This window comes from Aerococcus sp. Group 1 (assembly GCF_000193205.1).
In the GTDB taxonomy this organism is placed as follows: domain Bacteria; phylum Bacillota; class Bacilli; order Lactobacillales; family Aerococcaceae; genus Aerococcus; species Aerococcus urinae_A.
This window is the reverse complement of the sequence record NC_015278.1, coordinates 858,447-876,224: the sequence shown is the minus strand read 5'-3', so window position 1 is coordinate 876,224 and position 17,778 is coordinate 858,447. Positions and strand designations below refer to the sequence as shown.

17 protein-coding genes, 1 tRNA gene and 1 pseudogene are annotated in these 17,778 nt (G+C 44.2%); 2 read left to right on the top strand and 17 right to left on the bottom strand.

The genetic code is table 11. The features are described 5' to 3' along the window. Nucleotides 1-94: 94 nt before the first annotated feature. Together HMPREF9243_RS04075 and HMPREF9243_RS04070 are read right to left on the bottom strand one after the other, a co-directional pair. Nucleotides 95-859: a YveK family protein gene (locus HMPREF9243_RS04075; RefSeq protein WP_013668517.1), complete on the bottom strand. Its 765-nt coding sequence runs from the start codon at nucleotides 857-859 to the stop codon at nucleotides 95-97. 89 nt (nucleotides 860-948) lie between these two features. After that, nucleotides 949-1,863 (bottom strand): LCP family protein, encoded by a 915-nt coding sequence (locus HMPREF9243_RS04070; RefSeq protein ID WP_013669285.1) that lies wholly within the window; start codon nucleotides 1,861-1,863, stop codon nucleotides 949-951. 38 nt (nucleotides 1,864-1,901) lie between these two features. Here HMPREF9243_RS04070 and HMPREF9243_RS10245 point away from each other — a divergent pair. Beyond that, a protein-coding gene (locus HMPREF9243_RS10245; RefSeq protein ID WP_101560582.1) for an IS3 family transposase occupies nucleotides 1,902-3,328 on the top strand; the annotation gives its coding sequence in 2 pieces (ribosomal slippage) (nucleotides 1,902-2,412 and nucleotides 2,412-3,328; 1,428 coding nt in all). Between the two features lie 3 nt (nucleotides 3,329-3,331). Here the strand turns inward: HMPREF9243_RS10245 and HMPREF9243_RS04055 are convergent. From HMPREF9243_RS04055 to HMPREF9243_RS04030, 7 genes and pseudogenes are all read right to left on the bottom strand, one after another. Then, nucleotides 3,332-3,607, bottom strand: a complete 276-nt coding sequence (locus HMPREF9243_RS04055) for a hypothetical protein (RefSeq protein ID WP_013669141.1) — start codon at nucleotides 3,605-3,607, stop codon at nucleotides 3,332-3,334. A 264-nt stretch (nucleotides 3,608-3,871) separates the two neighbouring features. Then, the gene (locus HMPREF9243_RS04050) at nucleotides 3,872-5,689 is read right to left on the bottom strand and encodes an FAD-binding protein (RefSeq protein WP_013670096.1); all 1,818 of its coding nucleotides are present in this window, start codon (nucleotides 5,687-5,689) and stop codon (nucleotides 3,872-3,874) included. A gap of 125 nt (nucleotides 5,690-5,814) precedes the next feature. Next, complete coding sequence (locus HMPREF9243_RS04045; RefSeq protein ID WP_013669369.1) at nucleotides 5,815-6,714, bottom strand: sensor histidine kinase KdpD; 900 nt, start codon at nucleotides 6,712-6,714, stop codon at nucleotides 5,815-5,817. A 93-nt stretch (nucleotides 6,715-6,807) separates the two neighbouring features. Next, nucleotides 6,808-7,704: an ATP synthase F0 subunit A gene (locus HMPREF9243_RS04040; protein WP_013668618.1), complete on the bottom strand. Its 897-nt coding sequence runs from the start codon at nucleotides 7,702-7,704 to the stop codon at nucleotides 6,808-6,810. After that, on the bottom strand, nucleotides 7,697-8,209 hold the full coding sequence (locus HMPREF9243_RS09850) for an AAA family ATPase (RefSeq protein ID WP_049776742.1): 513 nt from the start codon (nucleotides 8,207-8,209) through the stop codon (nucleotides 7,697-7,699). Before HMPREF9243_RS09850 ends, HMPREF9243_RS04040 begins: the two co-directional genes overlap by 8 nt. Beyond that, a pseudogene (locus tag HMPREF9243_RS09845) lies at nucleotides 8,195-8,613 on the bottom strand (ATP-binding cassette domain-containing protein); the annotation flags it as partial. The pseudogene HMPREF9243_RS09845 and the gene HMPREF9243_RS09850, both read right to left, overlap by 15 nt. Before the next feature lie 132 nt (nucleotides 8,614-8,745). Next, nucleotides 8,746-9,417 carry a response regulator transcription factor gene (locus HMPREF9243_RS04030; protein WP_013670090.1) on the bottom strand — a complete coding sequence of 224 codons (672 nt, stop codon included), beginning with the start codon at nucleotides 9,415-9,417 and terminating at the stop codon, nucleotides 8,746-8,748. Nucleotides 9,418-9,530: 113 nt separating this feature from the next. Between HMPREF9243_RS04030 and HMPREF9243_RS04025 the strand changes: the two genes are divergently transcribed. After that, nucleotides 9,531-9,604 (top strand) — tRNA-Arg (locus HMPREF9243_RS04025). Nucleotides 9,605-9,675: 71 nt separating this feature from the next. On the opposite strand, the gene hflX is transcribed toward HMPREF9243_RS04025, so the two are convergent. The 8 genes from hflX to HMPREF9243_RS03985 are packed head-to-tail and all read right to left on the bottom strand — an operon-like array spanning nucleotide 9,676 to nucleotide 17,774. Continuing rightward, nucleotides 9,676-10,908 (bottom strand): GTPase HflX, encoded by a 1,233-nt coding sequence (gene hflX / locus HMPREF9243_RS04020; RefSeq protein ID WP_013669143.1) that lies wholly within the window; start codon nucleotides 10,906-10,908, stop codon nucleotides 9,676-9,678. Between the two features lie 19 nt (nucleotides 10,909-10,927). Then, the gene (gene miaA, locus HMPREF9243_RS04015) at nucleotides 10,928-11,869 is read right to left on the bottom strand and encodes a tRNA (adenosine(37)-N6)-dimethylallyltransferase MiaA (RefSeq protein WP_013669399.1); all 942 of its coding nucleotides are present in this window, start codon (nucleotides 11,867-11,869) and stop codon (nucleotides 10,928-10,930) included. Then, the gene (gene recN / locus HMPREF9243_RS04010) at nucleotides 11,856-13,568 is read right to left on the bottom strand and encodes a DNA repair protein RecN (protein ID WP_013668779.1); all 1,713 of its coding nucleotides are present in this window, start codon (nucleotides 13,566-13,568) and stop codon (nucleotides 11,856-11,858) included. The genes miaA and recN overlap by 14 nt, the downstream gene beginning before the upstream one ends. Nucleotides 13,569-13,583: 15 nt before the next feature. Continuing rightward, nucleotides 13,584-14,405 (bottom strand): TlyA family RNA methyltransferase, encoded by an 822-nt coding sequence (locus tag HMPREF9243_RS04005; RefSeq protein WP_013669163.1) that lies wholly within the window; start codon nucleotides 14,403-14,405, stop codon nucleotides 13,584-13,586. Between the two features lie 2 nt (nucleotides 14,406-14,407). Next, on the bottom strand, nucleotides 14,408-15,307 hold the full coding sequence (locus tag HMPREF9243_RS04000; RefSeq protein ID WP_013668634.1) for a polyprenyl synthetase family protein: 900 nt from the start codon (nucleotides 15,305-15,307) through the stop codon (nucleotides 14,408-14,410). Beyond that, nucleotides 15,307-15,552 (bottom strand): exodeoxyribonuclease VII small subunit, encoded by a 246-nt coding sequence (locus HMPREF9243_RS03995; RefSeq protein ID WP_013669827.1) that lies wholly within the window; start codon nucleotides 15,550-15,552, stop codon nucleotides 15,307-15,309. Before HMPREF9243_RS03995 ends, HMPREF9243_RS04000 begins: the two co-directional genes overlap by 1 nt. Next, a complete protein-coding gene (xseA, locus tag HMPREF9243_RS03990; protein ID WP_013669064.1) occupies nucleotides 15,545-16,930 on the bottom strand; it encodes an exodeoxyribonuclease VII large subunit in 1,386 nt (461 codons plus the stop codon). Before xseA ends, HMPREF9243_RS03995 begins: the two co-directional genes overlap by 8 nt. Next, on the bottom strand, nucleotides 16,923-17,774 hold the full coding sequence (locus HMPREF9243_RS03985) for a bifunctional 5,10-methylenetetrahydrofolate dehydrogenase/5,10-methenyltetrahydrofolate cyclohydrolase (RefSeq protein WP_013669800.1): 852 nt from the start codon (nucleotides 17,772-17,774) through the stop codon (nucleotides 16,923-16,925). Before HMPREF9243_RS03985 ends, xseA begins: the two co-directional genes overlap by 8 nt. Between the last annotated feature and the right edge of the window lie 4 nt (nucleotides 17,775-17,778).

Below are 17,778 nucleotides of genomic sequence, written 5' to 3'. Positions count from 1 at the left end.
TGAGGTGGGATTATCCACGACCACTAAACCGGGACGGTCGGCTGGCTTTTTGATTTCTGTTTTTTCTTTCTACCAAACATAGCTGATAACCTCCTTATACCCGTTTGCGCTGGCCTTGACCTTGGTCTTGGTCAGGGTGGTAAATTTGTTGCAATTCGTTGGCCTTGTGAGTGACTTTCAAGTCATTTTCTGACAGTTCACTAACCCGGCCGAGCATGTTCCAGCCAATTTCTTTGGTCAAGAAGTCAACATCCTTGACCGTATTATCGGTGAGTTCATGGATAAAGGCAATGACTAGGCCAACCCCCATCCCTAGAACTAAACCAATTAAGAGGGCCAGACCCTTGCGTGGTGAAACCGGTGAATGAGAGGCTTGAGCCTTAGAAATGATGGACACATTATCGATATTCATCATCTTGCGGATAGCCTTTTGGAAGACTTCAGCTGTGGTGTTAGCGATGGTCGCTGCGCGTTCAGGGTTAGGGTCGTTAACAATAATGGAAAAGACCTGGGAATTGTTCTTACTTTCCACTGAAATCTTTTCCCGGAGTTGGTCAGGATTTTCCTGTAAGTTAAGTTGGTCAATGACCGGACTCAGGACCACTTCATTACGAATGACATCAGAATAAGTATTAATTAATTGCAGGGAAGCGTTAATATCTTGGTTGAGGGTATTGTTTTGCCCCTTACTCTCGCTTTGGTTAACTAAGATCTCGGTAGAGGACTGGTAGATGGGGGTAGCTAAGACAAAGGCATAGGCCGCTGCTAAGAGAACTCCTACCAAACTACTGATAAAGATGACATAAATATGCTCTTTGATGATCTGCCAGAGATCTAATAAACTAATTTCTTCTTCCATCGCTAATCAACACGACCTTTCCTAATTTATTGTTTTATGCATGGAAATAGCGCTGGATTAGAGCGCTATTTGGCTGGTAACTATTAGTGTTAGAGATTTAATTCTGCTTTGAGCTTGCTTGAAGCTTCTTGAATATTGGCTTCGGGGATAATTTCATAGTAGACCCCGTCTATCATTTGACCCGAGCCTTTTAATTGGGCCTGGTTAATATGGTTAGCCCCATCACGATAATTGGTGAAGAGGTCCTTCATATCCGAAAAGGCCAAGTTGGTTTGGATATTATTACCGATCGTATTTAAGATTTCTTGATAATTAGGCAGGGAGGATAAGGAAGCTGCTTCCTTGAGGCAGGCCAGGATCACTTGCCGTTGCCGGGCTTGGCGGCCATAGTCCCCTTCCGGATCATCATAGCGGTTACGAACATAGGCTAAGGCGGCTTCACCATTTAAAGTCGACGGCTGTCCTTGAACAAATTGGTGGCCATCTTCAGTAAAGCTGATCGGTGGCGTTACCGTTACTCCTCCTAGGACATTGATCATGTCTTCCAAGCCCTGCATGTTGACAGAGACATAATAGTCAATAGGTATATCGAGCAGGTTTTGCACGGTTTCGACCGCTCCCCCTGCTCCGCCGTAAGCATAGGCATGGTTGATCTTGTCTTTGTTGCCACTTGGCAGGATGGTAGTATAGGTATCCCGAGGAATGGAAAGCAAGGTCGTTTGTTGGGTCTTGGGGTTAACGGTCATCACCATCATGGTATCGGACCGGCCTTGTTCCGTTCGACCTAGGGAACCGGTATCAATCCCCATCAGTAGAACTGAAAAAGCTTGGTCACCTTGATTTAAATCGACCTGACCCTTCCGCTTAGACTTATAGTCAGCCGCTTGGTACATTTGGTCAGAGGTTTCTTTGACATCACTATAAGCCTTGAAGGCAATCCAGCCCCCGATACAAAGAAGGACTAATAAAACACCCAGGACCCAGGGCCATGTAGTGACCCCCAAAAGTTGGACTAAGAATTCAACTTTTGGGGGTTATTTTTATGTCTAAATATTCATTAGAATTTAAACTGAATTTAGTAGGAGACTATATTGCGAAAAAAGGAAGTTATCGAACCTTAGCTAATAAAGCAGGAATAGATCCTTCTATTTTACGAAGGTGGGTTAATAACTATTATGAATTTGGTGTAGATGGTTTAAAGAAAAGGCGGACTCAACAGGTTTATACTGTTGAATTCAAATTAAATGCGATAGAATTGTATGAAAGTACGGAAATGAGTTATCGCGAATTGGCCAATTCATTAAACATGAATAATCCAAGTCTAATCGCTAATTGGCGAAGAGCTTATCATGAAAGAGGACTTGATGGCCTTTCCGCGAGGAAAGGAAGGCCACCTAAAGTGTCTAAAAAGAAATCACAAATCAATCAAATAAAGGATAGCAGCGAAACCAATCAGTTAAGTGAAGCAAAAATAAAGGAACTTGAACAACGGATTACGGATTTAGAAATTGAGAACAAATTTTTAAAAGGATTGAGGAGACGTGTGGCTCAAAGAGTCAAGCGAGAAAAGAAGAAATAGTGACCGAAATCACACGTCTCCATGATGAAAAATATGCTTTAAAAGATATTCTTAGCGTTTTAAAGTTTCCTAAATCGACCTACTTTTATTGGAAAAATAAAGATGAGGAAATTGATAAGGATGCCGATTTAAAAGAGGAAATGAAAGACATCAGAGAAACCCATAAGGATTATGGTTATCGAAGAATGCGAGCTGAACTGCTTTCCCGTGGTTATAAGGTCAGTAAAAACAAAGTTCAACGCCTAATGAAAATTATGGGGATACAGGTCACTAGCTATACTAGAAAGACAAGAAAATATAATTCCTACAAAGGAACGATTGGAGAGATAGCGCCAAATCGTATCAACCGGCGGTTTGATTCGACCATTCCTTATCAAAAAATAACAACAGACACAACAGAATTTAAATACTACTATGCCGATGATTCTGGGAATTATCAAACTGGAAAACTCTATTTAGATCCTTACATGGATCTATTTAATCGAGAAATTATTTCTTTTAAGATAACACATCAGCCTAATGGACAAAGCATGTTGGAGGGGCTACAAGCTGCCATTGAAGCAAGTAAATTATGTCCATACAGAAGAACCTTTCATTCTGATCAGGGCTGGGCCTATCAAATGAAAAGTTACACCCGGCTCTTGAAGGATCACCGAATTTTTCAAAGTATGTCTCGTAAAGGAAATTGCTTAGATAATTCGCCAATGGAGAATTTCTTTAGTCTACTAAAACAAGAAGTCTACTATGGTCGGACTTATCATTCCTTTGAAGAATTAGCACAAGCGATTGAAGATTTTATAATCTATTACAATGGTGAAAGAATCAAAGAAAAATTAGATTTTAGGAGTCCTATAGAATTTCGTCTTCATCACGCTTCTTTCGCCGCTTAATGATTACACATAAACTTTAAACTTATCAAGAGCCGCTACGCTCTTCCTCTTGACAAGTTTAAATTTCTGAGTAAATGTGTCGGCAAGAAATAAGCAAGAACTGTAAGCAACAAAAAAGAGCTGGCCAAAGGCCAACTCACTATATATAAAGTCCAACTTATTGGGGTCACCATACCAAATCCGGAGTTTTTTCGGCTGCTCTACTTGGGACCGATAGTCTTCACGGGTAGAGGGCCGGTCACGATGAGATCTTCTTTTGTTATCAAAATTATCTGTCATATAATTTCTTTCCTTAAAAGTTGTCTTTAAAGTTATTCACATGAACTTATAACGATATATGAACATTCCAAATAAGCCTGAAAAATAGGCCTATTAATCAATTTTCATAATAACACAACTTTTTTTGCAATAACATATGAAATTATTATAAAAACGTTATCATTTAAGCAAGCAAAAGAGACTTATTGCACATATAAACAAAATAAAGACCCAGAGTTAAACTAGGCCTTTAACTTGTCTATATATATTTGATGATTAACTTATTTATTGCTTACTCTTAGCAATGGCATCGGCTACAGCTTCTTTGAGGGCCTCGGAACTTAGGGTAGCGCCAGAAATAGCATCAACATCGGTTGAATTCGCGGCAATCATGGCTTGAGGCAATTCATAGAAGACGGTATGACCCTGTTGCTCACTTTCATTATGGTCTAAGACAGTGATTTCTCTTAATTGATCCCTGTCCAGGGTAACTACCACGTTTAACTCATCCCCCATGCCGGAATGGCTTGTCCCCAGGTATTGATTATCCTCTAATTGCAGGTCTTTAGTAGCCACTCCCCTCTCTAAGTCACTTTGCAGATCGACTTTGTTTCCTACAACAACTGAATCTGTCAGCTGACTTGTCGATTTCTCCTTTTCTTGGGCAGCATTTTCACCCGCAATCTTACCAAAGATCAAGCATTCAGCAATATTCATCCCGCCTTGGTACATTCCTGGAGTGATCCCACCCAGTTCACCAGCTCCGTAAAGATTAGGAATGACTTGATCATGGCTATCTAAAATCTCAGCCTTAGCATTCCGACGTGGCCCCCCTTGGGTATTTAGCATGGTTTGGACAATTGGAATCGCGTAATATGGTCCTTCCGCATCAAGAGCAGTCATGGATTCGGCTGAACGACCAAAGGCATAGTCCACGCCTGCATCGGCAAAGTGGTTAAAGTCCTTAACTGTGGCTTCTAACACTTGACTATCCAAGTCAAGTGCTTGGGCCAATTCAGCTAGGCTATCAGCTTTTACCGCCTTTTTAGCGTAATCCACAAAGAGACCATCCGCTTGACTTAACTCTTCATACTTCTTATGGTCAAAAATAATATAGGGCCTTGCTTGGCTTTGAGGCACCCGCCAAATGCCGTGATTATAGATATGTCCATGGCGGTTGGCTTCATCTTCTTTGAAGTAACGTGATCCGTCATCCCCAATAACTAGGATGCTACCATGGGTTAAAGGTTGGGTTCCAAAGGCATGTAGAGTCGCCCGTTCACCAGCTGGCACATCAAAGGCGGCTCCATGATACATCCCCAATGACTCATAATTAGCCATATGCCAGAGGTCAGCACCAACTTCAAGTGCCATGGTAACCCCATGTCCTTGGTTATATAAGCCGCCTAAGGGAGCCAGACGACTTTCATTAAGATAATCTTTAATCATTTGAGGATTATTTTCAAAGCCACCAACAGATAAAACCACCCCATTTTTGGCTGCAACGTTAATTCCTTCACCTTGACGTTCAATTTGAACACCAACAATCGCTCTAGTCCTTGGGGCTTGGAGGAGATGTTGGGCGGGTGACTCAAACCATACATCGATGGAGTCAGAGCGGTCGATTACTTTTTGTCGTAAAACTTTCCACAAGGCAGCGTCAAAGATCCCTTCATGGACGGTTATAAAGTTATAAGTTTCGACTCCTTCAAATTCAGGGTATTCATACACGGCAGATTCTAGTGGAAACTTGTCAAAGTGATCTTTGATACTATAGGGTTCGACGTCCAAATAGTCACGAACATAGTCTTCCATATTGACTAGGCCATCAATATAGGTTTCTTTGACTTCTTCATCTAAGTCCATGCCAGCCATCAGTTCATCATAGTACTTATGCATGGCTTCCTTATTATCCGCCGACCCTATCAGTTGAGCACAATAACGGGTATTGCCCCCTTCATAACCATTAGGCGCAGAATCAACCAAGAGAACCCTAGCCCCCGCATCACTAGCAAAGCGAGCCGCTGTTGCGCCAGCTCCACCGAAACCTAGGACAACCACATCATATTCAGCTGCGTAAGTCGTTTGATCATTAATTAACATTACTTTCACCTTTCCTTCACTGCTAATTATTTTGATCCTATGTATACGCTTACTTATACAAGTTAATCATACTATCTTTGTGAAGAAAAGAACAGAGAGAAGTCAGCTGTACCTGCTTTTAAATTCTAGTCCTTCACCACTGTCCCCGAAAAGTCTATTTTTAGTATAAACTGGTGGTCGCAAGCCTCTGTTACACTTGTGGCTCCCATTTTCTTGAGAGCTGCTTGTACAATATTAAGTCCCAAACCAGAAGTGTTAGACGGGCTCTGATCATGACCTGACTGAAAACGTTGGAATAGGTCTTTGGCGGGGAGGGATAAGGGCTCTGCTAGATCATTTCTTAGCACTAAACGCCCTTGCTTATCTAGGCTTACCTGGACCTTGCGGTAAGCATGCTTGAGAGTATTTTTGATGAGATTTTCAAAGACCCGCTGCAAAAGATTGCGGTCGCCAAGAATATAGACAGGTTGATCACTCAAAGTAAAGTCTAGGTCCATTCCCTGCCCTTGAAACTGGTCATAGTAAGCTAAGAAATGAGTGACTAAGTCTTCCTTCAAATCAATCCTCTCTATGTGCAGAGGATAATCATCATCTTCAATGGTCATATAAGCAAAAAGCTGGTCCAATAAAAGCGTTAAACGCCCTAGACGCCCCGATAAAATAGACAAATAGTGATCACGGTCGGCTTGCGATTGGGCAATTTCCAAGAGTTGGATATAGCCTTTGATGGAAGTCAGTGGGGTTCGGAGGTCATGGGAAAGATTAGTCAAGAATTCTTGTTGCAGCCTTTCCTTCTTTTCCAAGGTCAAGCGCAGCTCCCTTTCTTGGGTCAAGCCCGCATTTATTCGCTCTACCAGCTGGTTAAAGGCTGGGCTATAGACCCGCTGCCTTAAGAGTTTGTTAGTTTTTCTCTTGTGAATGTCAGCTAATTGCTGGCTAATATAGGTAATTTCCTTCTGACTCAGATAGAGGTAGGTGACCAGCCCAAGAATGACAAGTAGAGATAATAGGAGATATAGCACCATTTCTTTCCCTTTCTTTTTTCACTAGTATAGAAAAATTCTCTGCTCCTTTTCTATTAAAAATGAGAAGCTAGCAGAGATTCTCTTCTATTCATCCTAGTAACCAAAGTGAAAATCCATTTTCTGAATGCGATAATTATTAAAGGCAGAAACCAATAAGATTTGACTAAAGGCTAGGCATAGGAGAGGGAGGATTGGCTCCGTTTCTTTAAAGTCGAGGCTCTGGTAACGGATGCTGTAAATCCATTCCCCTAAGGACAGATCAACTAAATTGCTCAAAGCCCCTAGCAAGGAAGCCAGGAGACCAAGAGAAATTAAGATAGCAAACACGACACTAACCGTCCGACTTTGACTAAGGAGGATAATCGTGCTGGTAAGAGCCATAATGAAAACCAGCAGGCATTCAATTAAAACAAAATGCTTGGCTAAGCTAATAAAATCCAAACCCGTGAAGTCTTGCCCAGACATAAAGGTTGTCAAAGTACCGAAGACTAGACCCAGCCATAAGGAGATTAGTCCATAGGTGAGAGCCAGGCCCAGCTTGGAAAAGAGCCAGGACTGCCTGGCCTTTTCTAGGGGAAGTAGGTTCTTCAAATAGCCCGAAAAGAAGTCCAAGCCTAGAAAAAGAGCAAAGAAAACCCATGAATACTTAGTCATATTGACCATAAATCCCCAGCAAGCACGATCCAATTTGTAGTTGGCATAATGTTCTTCTTGCAAGGCTTGATACGTTTCTTCGTCAAGCGTGGGGCTTGGCGCTGGAGAAATTTCTAACCCTGCTTGGTCATCACTTCTTTCCCTGGCTTGCTTCTCCTCATTTTCCGCCTGCCTTTTTTCTTGTGTCTCCCTGTAAAGCTCATAAGGCTGGCCGTAACCACTCTGCTGGGACACATGGGTGCCAAAAATCCCTAAGGCAAAGATAAAAATAAAACCGATATAGAAGGCAGGACTTTTAAACATTTTCTTCAGATCAAAACGCATAAAATTAAGCATCTTGGCTCCCTCCTGTCAATTGAATATAATAATCCTCCAAGGAATTCTCCTGGTAGCTAAAGCTATCAAAGAGAAGCCCCGCTCTAATCAAGCTATGAGAAATTTTCTCAGACTGGTCCAAGTATTCATAGATATAAAGGGTCTGCTCATCGACTACCAAGAAGTCCTTAAGCGCGAGCTTTTCTTCTAGATAGACTAGGATTTGGTCCAGGTGCTGGCTAGTCAGGACTAATTTGTTGCGATTTTCTTTTTCCATTTCTTTCTTGCTGGCTTCCTTGATAAGGCGTCCTTCATGGATGATCCCAATCTTATCGATCATTCGGGAGAGTTCACTAAGAATATGACTAGAGATAATAATAGTGAGCCCTCTTTCCTGATTGAGTCGTTGGATCATCTGCCTAAAATCCGCAATTCCTTGAGGATCTAAACCATTCGTCGGTTCATCCAAGAGCAAGATATCCGGATCCCCGACTAAGGCTAGGGCTAGACTCAATCGCTGCTTCATCCCCAGGGAAAAGGCCTTGGTTTTTTATTTTTGACTCCACTTAAGTCAAGCAAATCCAAAAGTTTCCGCACATAATCTGGTCTGCGGATTCCCATCGCTTCACACTTAAGTTGGAGGTTGTCATGAGCCGATAGGTGAGGATAAAGGCCTGGCCCATCAACCATTACTCCTAAGCGCAAGTCCTGGTTGCTATTTTTAACTGCTTCATTAAAGAAAGAATAGGAACCTGAATTTGCTTTGATTTGCTGGCTTAAAATTTTTAGGAGGGTGGTTTTCCCAGCACCATTTCGACCAATCAGTCCATAGATTTCCCCTTCTTTAACTTGGATTGACACTTGGTCTAGAGCCTTCTGCTTACCATAATACTTACACAAGTGGTCAGTTTGAACTGCTGTATTTGCCATAGAGTACTTTCCTTTCCCTTTTTTCTTGACTTATTATAAGCAATGAAGTCTCAAAATGAATAAAGAAATAGCAAAGAAAGTTCAAAGAAAAAGAGACCCGTTGACCTTTCACCTTCTAGCTTTAGCTAAGCGTTATAGGCGAAAGCCCAAGCCCCAGATAGTCTCAATCCAGTCTCTATCACTGGCTTGCTTAAGTTTCTTTCTCAGGTTGGAAATATGGACACTAAGGGTTTTATTATCCCCCAAATAGCTTTCTTGCCAAGCAGCTTCATAGATTTCTTGTTTAGTAAAGATGCGTTTGGGGTATTTCAATAAAAGCATCAAAATGGCCCGTTCCCGTTGAGTTAGTCGGACTTCCTTTCCTTGATAGGAGATGGTCTGATTAAGACGGTCTAAGCATAACCCTTGATAGGAAAACTTTTCCGACCCAGTAGAAGAAACAGAGGCCCTATTTTTTAACTGCACTTCAATGCGAGCGACTAGTTCATCCAAATCATAGGGTTTAACCATGTAGTCATTAGCGCCCGCTTTAAGTACCTCTACCTTACTTAGGATTGAATCCTTAGCTGAGAGAACAATAACGGGAACGTCATTTGCTTGACGCAGCTGACTGAGAAATTCCTCCCCCGTCATCCCCGGAAGCATTAAATCCAACAATATTAAATCAAAGCTTTCTCTTTCTATGTAGAGTAAGCCTTCTGTAGCTGAATAAGCCGGTTGGAAGTGATAATTTTCGAGTCTTAATTTCTCCCCTAACATTGCTTGGATCATGGGGTCATCCTCTACAATTAGCAATTTGCTCATTATCAGCTCTCCTTCTTGATCTTTTTGAAACATTCTTTGGATTCTGCTACCATATTAGCATAAAGCCTTGACAAAATCCGCTGGAATTGAGTAGAATATAAGAGTTGTTAGTTCTCGGGGTAGCTCAGCTGGATAGAGCAACGGTCTTCTAAACCGTGGGTCGCGAGTTCGAATCTCGCTCTCGAGATAAGTGAGTGGATAAATAAACACTCAAGCAAGTTAAAAAGCTGGTAGATCAATTCTGCCAGCTTTTTTCTTTTATTCACTTTTAGGAAGTGGAAGGTAGTCAGGTTTATAGCCCATAATCTGATAAGATTCACTGTCCTTATCAAATTCAAAACTTTCAATATAGAAACGGTTCTGCCAGCCTAACCATTCATTAGCCGCTTGGGGAGCCACCTGGACAGCGAAGGGCTGATAGATGGTCTTGACCTGGTCAACAATGGCTTGGCGCAAGGTTTCTATATCCTGGTCATCCTGGGCCGATATCAAGAGATGAGGACTTGAAGGGGTCAAGACTTGCTGGCCTGGCTCAACTTGGTCGCGCTTATTATAGATATAGAGCTTGGGGAGATCTTGCATGTCTAGGTCTTCTAGCAACTGGTTCACCACCTCTTCTTGTTCCAAGGCAAAGGGTGATGAGGCGTCCACAACTATCATTAACAGGTCCACATTGCGACTTTCTTCCAGGGTTGAGTGGAAGGCATCGATAATCATAGGCGGCAGGTCTTGGATAAAGCCTACCGTATCCGTTAAAGTGATTTCGAAATGATTGGGCAGAGAAAATTTCCGAGTGAGGGGCGTTAAGGTAGCGAAAAGTTGGTCCGCCTGGTAAGTTTGCGCATCGGTCAGAGCGTTAATGATGGTGGACTTACCGGCATTGGTATAACCTAAGAGGCCGATTTTAAAGAGGCCTGATTTTTGCCGGCGTTCCCGGGTTAATTCTCTTTGCTTTTCCACTTCTTTTAATTCATGGCGGATTTTTTGAATTTCATTACGGAGAACGCGCCGGTCTTGTTCCAGCTTAGTCTCCCCAGGTCCCCGGGTACCAATTCCCCCACCCAGTCGGGATAAGACTGTCCCCATCCCAGCCAGTCTGGGCAAGAGATATTCATTTTGGGCCAAGGCCACCTGCAACTTCCCTTCCTTAGAAGTTGCCCGGCTGGCAAAGATATCTAAGATTAATTGGACCCGGTCAATGACGGGACAATCAATGGCCGCTTGGAGGTTACGGTTTTGTGAGGGTGATAATTGTTGGTAAAAGATCACTAAATCAATGTCTAGCTCCTGGGCCAGGTCATGGATTTCTCTAACCTTCCCACTTCCAATCAGATAGCGGGCATCCTCCTGGTCGCGTTTCTGACTTTGCCGGCTAACCACTTGACCGCCCGCAGTTTCAACCAAGGCCGCTAATTCATCCATTTGCATGGTAAAACGCAGGTCGGTGGTTTGAGGGAGCTGTAACCCGATAATTAAAACATTTTCTGGCATAGAAAGCTCCTTTCTTTTTCTACTCGCCTAGGAAAGCTGCTACATCACTCATAACACTAGCTAAGCTATCCTCTCCTTCAACTAAATTATACCAATGGACCTGGTCCATGCGGTTTTTCAACCAGGTCAGCTGGCGTTTGGCATAACGCCTCGAGTTTCTTTTCAGCCGATTGAGGCTGGTGTCTAAATCCTCTTCCCCTTTTAGATAAGGGAAAACTTCTTTATAGCCGATGGATTGTAGGCTTTGACTTTTGGGATCGAGTTCTTGGTCCATTAGCCACTGGGCTTCTTTTAAGAGACCCTGGTCAACCATCAGGTCCACCCGCTGGTTAATCCGCTCATATAAGCGTTGGCGGTCACAGCTTAGACCAATAAAATAAAAGTCATAGGGGCTCTGGTGGTCGCTATGGGTTTCCTTGGCTTGAGAAAACAGCTGGTTGGAAAAGGTTCCTACTTCGAGCGCCCGAATCACCCGCTTGACATTGTTAGGGTGGATCTTTTGGGCCGCTTGGGGGTCTAAGTCAGCTAACTTTTGGTGGAGGGCCTGGTTACCCTGCTTTTTAGCCAAGTCTTCCATTTCTTGCCTAAAATCAAGCTGAGGTTGGACTTGATTTCCTAGGGAAAGGTCATAGAGAAAGGCTTCCAGATAGAGCCCTGTTCCCCCTACTAAAATCGGCAAGTCTCCTCCTGCACTGATTTCTTGGGCTGCCTTCCGAGCGTCTTGCTTAAAATCAGCCACCGTATAAGGCTCATCGACCGATCGAATATCTAACAAATGATGGGGAACCCCCTGGCGTTCACTGAGGGTCGCCTTGGCCGTTCCGATATCTAAGCCCCGGTAGACCTGCATGGCGTCTCCATTGATGACTTGTCCCTTAAAATGTTGGGCCAGTTCAATACTTAGGGCGGTTTTCCCCACAGCGGTGGGACCCCCAATACAAATTAACTTAGTCTTCTTCATGGTCTTGCCTTCTTTGCTTACGGTAGGCTTGCGCTTGGGTTAACTGATCTTGAGCGGCTTGACGACTGGACTCAGTCATCACTTCTCCGGTAGTCATGTGTCCAATTTCACCAATCCGTTCCTCTTCACTTAAGCGTCTAACCTGCGTTTTCGTCTGGTCATCTCGACTGACTTTAGAAATATGTAATTGCTGGTCAGCCATGGCAGCCACTTGGGGCAGGTGGGAAATACAGAGCACTTGGGCAGACAAGGCAATCTCAAACATCTTGTTGGCAATAGCCTGGGCTACCCGTCCACTAACCCCCGTATCGACTTCGTCAAAGACAACCGTTGAAGTCGGTCGACTGGCCTGCAAAATGGCTTTAATGGCTAAGATGATCCGGGACAGTTCCCCGCCACTGGCAATTTTATGTAAGGGTCTCAAGGGTTCACCGGGATTAGTCTGAATATAGAAAGTTACGTCGTCGGCTCCGCTAGCTCCAAAGCTTTTTCTTTGTTCAAAATGCACGGCAAAGCGGGTGTTTTGCATGTATAAGTCGGCCAATTGTTCTTCAATAGCGCTTTCTAATTCCTTAGCTACCTTTAAACGCTTTTGGTGGAGGGCCTTAGCGGACTTTGCGATGGCTTGCTTGGCTGCTTTAAAGGCAGCTTCTAATTCTTCTTGATGGCTTTCTCGGTCTTGTAGGGCTTGGTAGTCCTTTTGTGATTTTTGATAGTAAGCCAGGATTTCGCTGATACTTTTGCCATACTTATGCTTTAATTGGTCAATAGTCGCTAAACGTTCCTCAATTTGGTCCAAACGTTTGGGATCATAGGACATGGCGTCTAAGTTGTCACGGATGCTGTAGGCCAATTCTTGGATGCTATAATAGGCGGACTGGGCTTGTTCATAATAGGCCTTGTAGTCACTATCCAGGTCTTCAATTTGACCTAAAGCTTGGCTGGCTTCACTCAGTAAGTCCACCGCATTGCCCTGGCCTTCTGACAGGGCATTAAGGCTCTGGCCTAGGGATGAGACTATATTCTGATAGCTTTGTAATTTTTGCCGTTCTTCTTTTAATTCCTCATCCTCCCCCTCGACCAATTGGGCTAGGTCGATTTCATTGAGCTGAAACTTCAGTAAGTCCAAACGTTGGGCTACTTCCTGCTCATTTAAGGCAAAGTCCTTGACTGCCTTTTTAGCCTGGCGGTAATTCTGATAGTCTTTATCGTAGGCTTCCCTTTCCTGAGCAATCCGGTTGCCGGCATATTGGTCTAAGAGATCTAAATGGTTTTTAGGATCGAGCAAGCTTTGGTGTTCATTTTGCCCATGGATTTCTAGTAAATAATCGCCCAATTCTTTGAGCAGGGCCACGGTTAAGGGCACGCCATTGACCTTGATGGTGTTTCTTCCCTTTTGGTCCAGGGTCCGGGTGATAAGAAGTTGGTCATCATCAAAAGGAATCCCTTGGTCTTGGAGAAAGTCTCGCCCTGACTCTGAAAAATCTGGCAGATAGAAAATTCCCCGTAGTTTTAGGGCCTTGGTCCCATAGCGGATAAAGTCCACTGAACCCCGTCCGCCAGCTAAGAGACCCAAAGCATCAATAATTATTGATTTTCCGGCCCCAGTTTCCCCGGTGAGAACTGTCATGCCTTCATCAAAGTCAATGGTTACTTGGTCAATAATGGCGAAATTTTCAATGACGATATTTTGTAACATGACCCCTATTCCTTTCTAGTGAAATTGTTGGTGGGCAGCTTGGACGACTTCCTGGCTCTTGACTTGGTCTGAAATTGTCCCTGAATAACTCTGGTCGCGGTGGTTTTCTAGCAGAGTCAGAAATTCAATATTTCCAGTTCCTCCGGTGATGGGTGAATAGGTCAGGTCTAAGACATCGTAACCCAGTTCAGTGGCCGCTTGGAAGATCATTTCAATGACTTCTTGGTGGGTTTTGCTGTCCCGAACCAGTCCTTTCTTGCCTACCTTGTCCTTACCCGCCTCAAATTGAGGCTTGATTAAGGCCACTACCCACCCCTGGTCTTTTAGGATGGTCTTGAGGGGTGGGAGAATCAGTTTTAAGGAAATAAAAGAGACGTCAATAACCGCAATGTCTGGCACGCCCTCGGTGAAGTCTTCCGGTTGACTGTAACGGAAGTTGGTCTGCTCCATCACGGTCACCCGGTCATCATTACGGATTTTCCAATCCAATTGGTTGGTCCCCACGTCCAAGGCATAGGAGTGGACCGCTCCATTCTGTAAAGCGACATCAGTAAAGCCCCCGGTAGAAGAGCCAATATCTAAAACATTCAATCCGGTAAAGTCTAAATCGAATTGCTTGATGGCTTTTTCTAATTTAAAACCACCCCGGGATACATAAGGGATTTCATGTCCTTTTCTTTCTAAGACGGTCTCTACCGGGATTTTTTCGCCAGCCTTGTCAATCCGTTCTTGTTTTTCATTATAGATCTTTCCCGCCATAATTAAGCGTTTGGCTTTTTCCCTGGAATCAGCTAGGCCTTGGCGGACCACCATAATATCTGCACGTTCTTTTGTCATGATTATCCCTTTCCATAATCCATGCTGAGGTAATTGAGAAAGTCCCCTAATAACTGCGGATCGAAGTTTTCCACTTGTTGACTTAATTGATCCAGGGCTGCCTGGCAGGCTTGACCTTCACTAGCTAAGGCTTCTAAGGCTCCTTCCTTACCCAGGAGACTAGGATAGGTATTCTTATCACTGTCCTGATCTCCATGCGATTTCTTGCCCCGCTCTTCATCGTTCCACATAACTTCTTGGAGGTCATTTTGAATTTGATAAGCGATGCCAAAGTGGTGGGCATAGCTTGCTAGGGAGTCTTGAGCAGCTTGGTCAAGGTCCATAATCAGTGCCGCTGCCATGATAGCGAAGTGGATCAAGGCACCAGTCTTCTTTCCATGCAGGTTTTTCAGTTCTTCGATGGTCAGATGCTTTTCTTCACTGGACATGTCCAGAACTTGTCCGTCCACCATGCCAGATTTACCAGCCGCTTGGGCTAAAAGTTGAACTAATTCGAGTTTAAGTTGAGGGTCAGTCTCTTCCTGGCTCTGGCTCAAGACTTCAAAAGCCAGGGTCAGTAAGGCGTCCCCCGCTAGGATAGCGGTAGCCTCGTCAAACTTCTTATGGTTGGTCAGTTGGCCCCGGCGATAGTCATCATTGTCCATAGCAGGTAAATCGTCATGGATGAGTGAATAAGTGTGGATATATTCCACCGCGCAAGCTGGAGCCAGGCCTAGATGATAATCATAGTTAAAACTGGCTAGCGTGGCTAATAAAAGACTAGGACGGAGGCGCTTGCCCCCATTCTCTAATGAATAGCGCATGGAAGCCAGGAGACTGTCCTGGCTATCCTGACCTAAATGAGCGATTAAGGCCGCTTCTAAGTCCTTATCAATACTGTGGCGGAAGCTCTTCAAATCCATTATTGGTCCTCATTTCCCTTGGCAACTTCAAATTCTTCTAATTCATCTTGGTCATTCATGAGTTTAGCCATGGTCTTTTCAGCTTTTTCTAAGCTTTGGCTACAGTAGTTAGACAGCTTGACCCCTCTTTGGAAGGCGTCCATAGATTCTTTCAAGGGAATATCGCCGTTTTGTAGTTGGGCCACAATCCCTTCGAGTTCCTTTAGGGCTTCTTCAAAGCTTAGTTCCTCAATCTTACTATTCATTATCATTCTCCTTATTTTGTAATGGCTGCAGGGCTTCTTTCTTAGACCCAATGATCTGGCTATTTAAGTAACCATCGGCCAGTCTGAGCTGGACCTTATCACCAATAGCGACTTGGTCCACCGATTCTATCGGCACTTGGTTTTTGCTTAAGTAAACGTAGCCTCCCGATAAACGCTTGAGAGGGGATAAGAGGTCTAACTTGCCTGCCAATTGCTGTAATTGGTAGTGTTTGCGTTCCAGGAGTTGGCCTTGACCCTGACGTAAAGACTCGCCTAGACTAGCCAACTTGTGCTTGTTTTCAAGGACTAATACCTTGGGGCTCAAGCCTTGTAATTCAGATTGAATCTGTCTCAGTCGACGCTCTTCTTGGTAAACTTTGTTGGATACCAGGTCATTTAAACGGCTATCCAAGTCAGCCAACTTGAGTCGATAACCGTCGTACATTTTTTCCGGTTGCTTAAATAAATAGGATGACTTGACCTGCTCTAAACGTTGTTTGAAATAGTTCAAGCGGTTGAGTTGGATTTGGATCAGCCGCTGTTTATAGTCGTTAATGGTAAAGACTAGGTCATTGAGGACAGGAGTAGCCAGTTCAGCTGCTGCCGTTGGGGTCGCTGCCCGCTGGTCACTGACGTAATCGGATAAGGTGGTATCGGTTTCGTGGCCGATGGAAGAAATCACTGGGGTTTGGCAGGCTGCAATAGCCCGGACGACTTCCTCTTCATTAAAACACCACAAGTCTTCAATCGAACCCCCACCCCGGCCCACAATAATGGTGTCATAGGCACCACTTGAGTCCGCGCGCTCGATATTTCTCACAATACTCTTGGCCGCTTCTTGGCCTTGGACCACAGTTGGATAGAGGACAATTTGAACAACAGGATAGCGGCGTCTGGCGGTTGTAATAATATCCCGGATCACAGCTCCAGAGGGTGAAGTCACTACGGCAATCCGCTTGGGGTACTTAGGAATGGGCTTGGCTTCAAAAGTAAATAATCCTTCTTCGCCTAGTTTCTGCTTCAATTGTTCAAAGCGGACATAAAATTGACCGATCCCATCTGGCTGGATATGGTCAATAATAATGGAATAGCGGCCGGTTTTTTCGTAGAGGCTTAGTCTGCCGATAACTTGGACCTTCATCCCATCTTCTAAGTCAAAATTGTGCTTGGAAAAAGTCCCCCGAAAGATGATGGCTGAAATATAAGCATCGTCATCCTTAAGGCCAAAATACTGGTGCTTATTCTTGCCCCGGTTACGGAAGCCTGACACCTCACCCACCAAATGAACACTTTGCATGTAGGGGTCGCGGTCAAACTTGGCCTTAATGTATTTGGTTAATTGCGAGACCGAGAGATACTGGTCTTGGGCATCATTCATTAGTAACACTCATTTCTATGGCGCGGATTAATTGGTCAAAGATCAGGGTTGTCGTTAAGGGACCTACCCCACCTGGAACCGGGGTCAAGAAACCTTCTTTACTTTCTAAGGCTTCAAAATCCACATCCCCACTAACTTTCCCGTTTTCATCATAATTAGTTCCAATGTCAATGACTACCGCTCCTTCCTTAACCATATCAGCTTGGATAAAGTGGGACTTACCGATAGCCACACAAAGGATATCGGCCGCTTGAGTAATGGCTGTTAAATCTTGCGTGTGGGAGTGGCAGACGGTGACTGTGGCGTGGCGAGAGAGAAGTAATTGGGATAAGGGCTTACCAACGATATTACTGCGCCCGATAACCACGGCTTGCTTACTCGCAATCTTGACTCCAGAAGCTTCAATTAAACGCAAGGCAGAGAGCGCTGTATTCGGAATCATCTTAGGGGTTCCTTTTAATAAGTAACCCAGGTTGAGGGGATGGAGGCCATCCAAGTCTTTTTCTGGGGCAATGGCTTCGATAACTGCCTGTTCATCGATATGCTTGGGCAGGGGCATTTCCACCATAATCCCATGGACATTGGAATCAGCATTTTTCTCTTTAATGGCTTGGACCAGGGTCTGGGTGGTAGTTCTTTCTGCTAGGGAGATAAAATCATAAATCACCCCTAATTTTTCCGCTAGACGGCCCTTGACCTTGGCATAAGCGGCACTGGCCTCATCACTCTCCACTAGGAAAGTGACCATCCGTGGCTGAATACCTTGGGCTTTTAAGGCTTGCACCCGTTGGCTCAAGTCAGCCTTCAGGGGCTCTGTAATCGTCTTCGCTTGCAATGCTTGCATGTTA

Coding starts and splice junctions, on each gene's coding strand:
- HMPREF9243_RS04050 (WP_013670096.1), bottom strand. CDS start 5,689: ATGTTAATTAATGATCAAACGACTTACGCAGCTGAATATGATGTGGTT.
- HMPREF9243_RS03985 (WP_013669800.1), bottom strand. CDS start 17,774: ATGCAAGCATTGCAAGCGAAGACGATTACAGAGCCCCTGAAGGCTGAC.
- xseA (WP_013669064.1), bottom strand. CDS start 16,930: ATGAATGATGCCCAAGACCAGTATCTCTCGGTCTCGCAATTAACCAAA.
- HMPREF9243_RS03995 (WP_013669827.1), bottom strand. CDS start 15,552: ATGAATAGTAAGATTGAGGAACTAAGCTTTGAAGAAGCCCTAAAGGAA.
- HMPREF9243_RS04040 (WP_013668618.1), bottom strand. CDS start 7,704: ATGCTTAATTTTATGCGTTTTGATCTGAAGAAAATGTTTAAAAGTCCT.
- HMPREF9243_RS04030 (WP_013670090.1), bottom strand. CDS start 9,417: ATGAGCAAATTGCTAATTGTAGAGGATGACCCCATGATCCAAGCAATG.
- HMPREF9243_RS09850 (WP_049776742.1), bottom strand. CDS start 8,209: ATGAAGCAGCGATTGAGTCTAGCCCTAGCCTTAGTCGGGGATCCGGAT.
- HMPREF9243_RS04000 (WP_013668634.1), bottom strand. CDS start 15,307: ATGGATTTGAAGAGCTTCCGCCACAGTATTGATAAGGACTTAGAAGCG.
- hflX (WP_013669143.1), bottom strand. CDS start 10,908: ATGCCAGAAAATGTTTTAATTATCGGGTTACAGCTCCCTCAAACCACC.
- recN (WP_013668779.1), bottom strand. CDS start 13,568: ATGTTACAAAATATCGTCATTGAAAATTTCGCCATTATTGACCAAGTA.
- HMPREF9243_RS04005 (WP_013669163.1), bottom strand. CDS start 14,405: ATGACAAAAGAACGTGCAGATATTATGGTGGTCCGCCAAGGCCTAGCT.
- HMPREF9243_RS04045 (WP_013669369.1), bottom strand. CDS start 6,714: ATGGTGCTATATCTCCTATTATCTCTACTTGTCATTCTTGGGCTGGTC.
- HMPREF9243_RS04055 (WP_013669141.1), bottom strand. CDS start 3,607: ATGACAGATAATTTTGATAACAAAAGAAGATCTCATCGTGACCGGCCC.
- miaA (WP_013669399.1), bottom strand. CDS start 11,869: ATGAAGAAGACTAAGTTAATTTGTATTGGGGGTCCCACCGCTGTGGGG.
- HMPREF9243_RS04075 (WP_013668517.1), bottom strand. CDS start 859: ATGGAAGAAGAAATTAGTTTATTAGATCTCTGGCAGATCATCAAAGAG.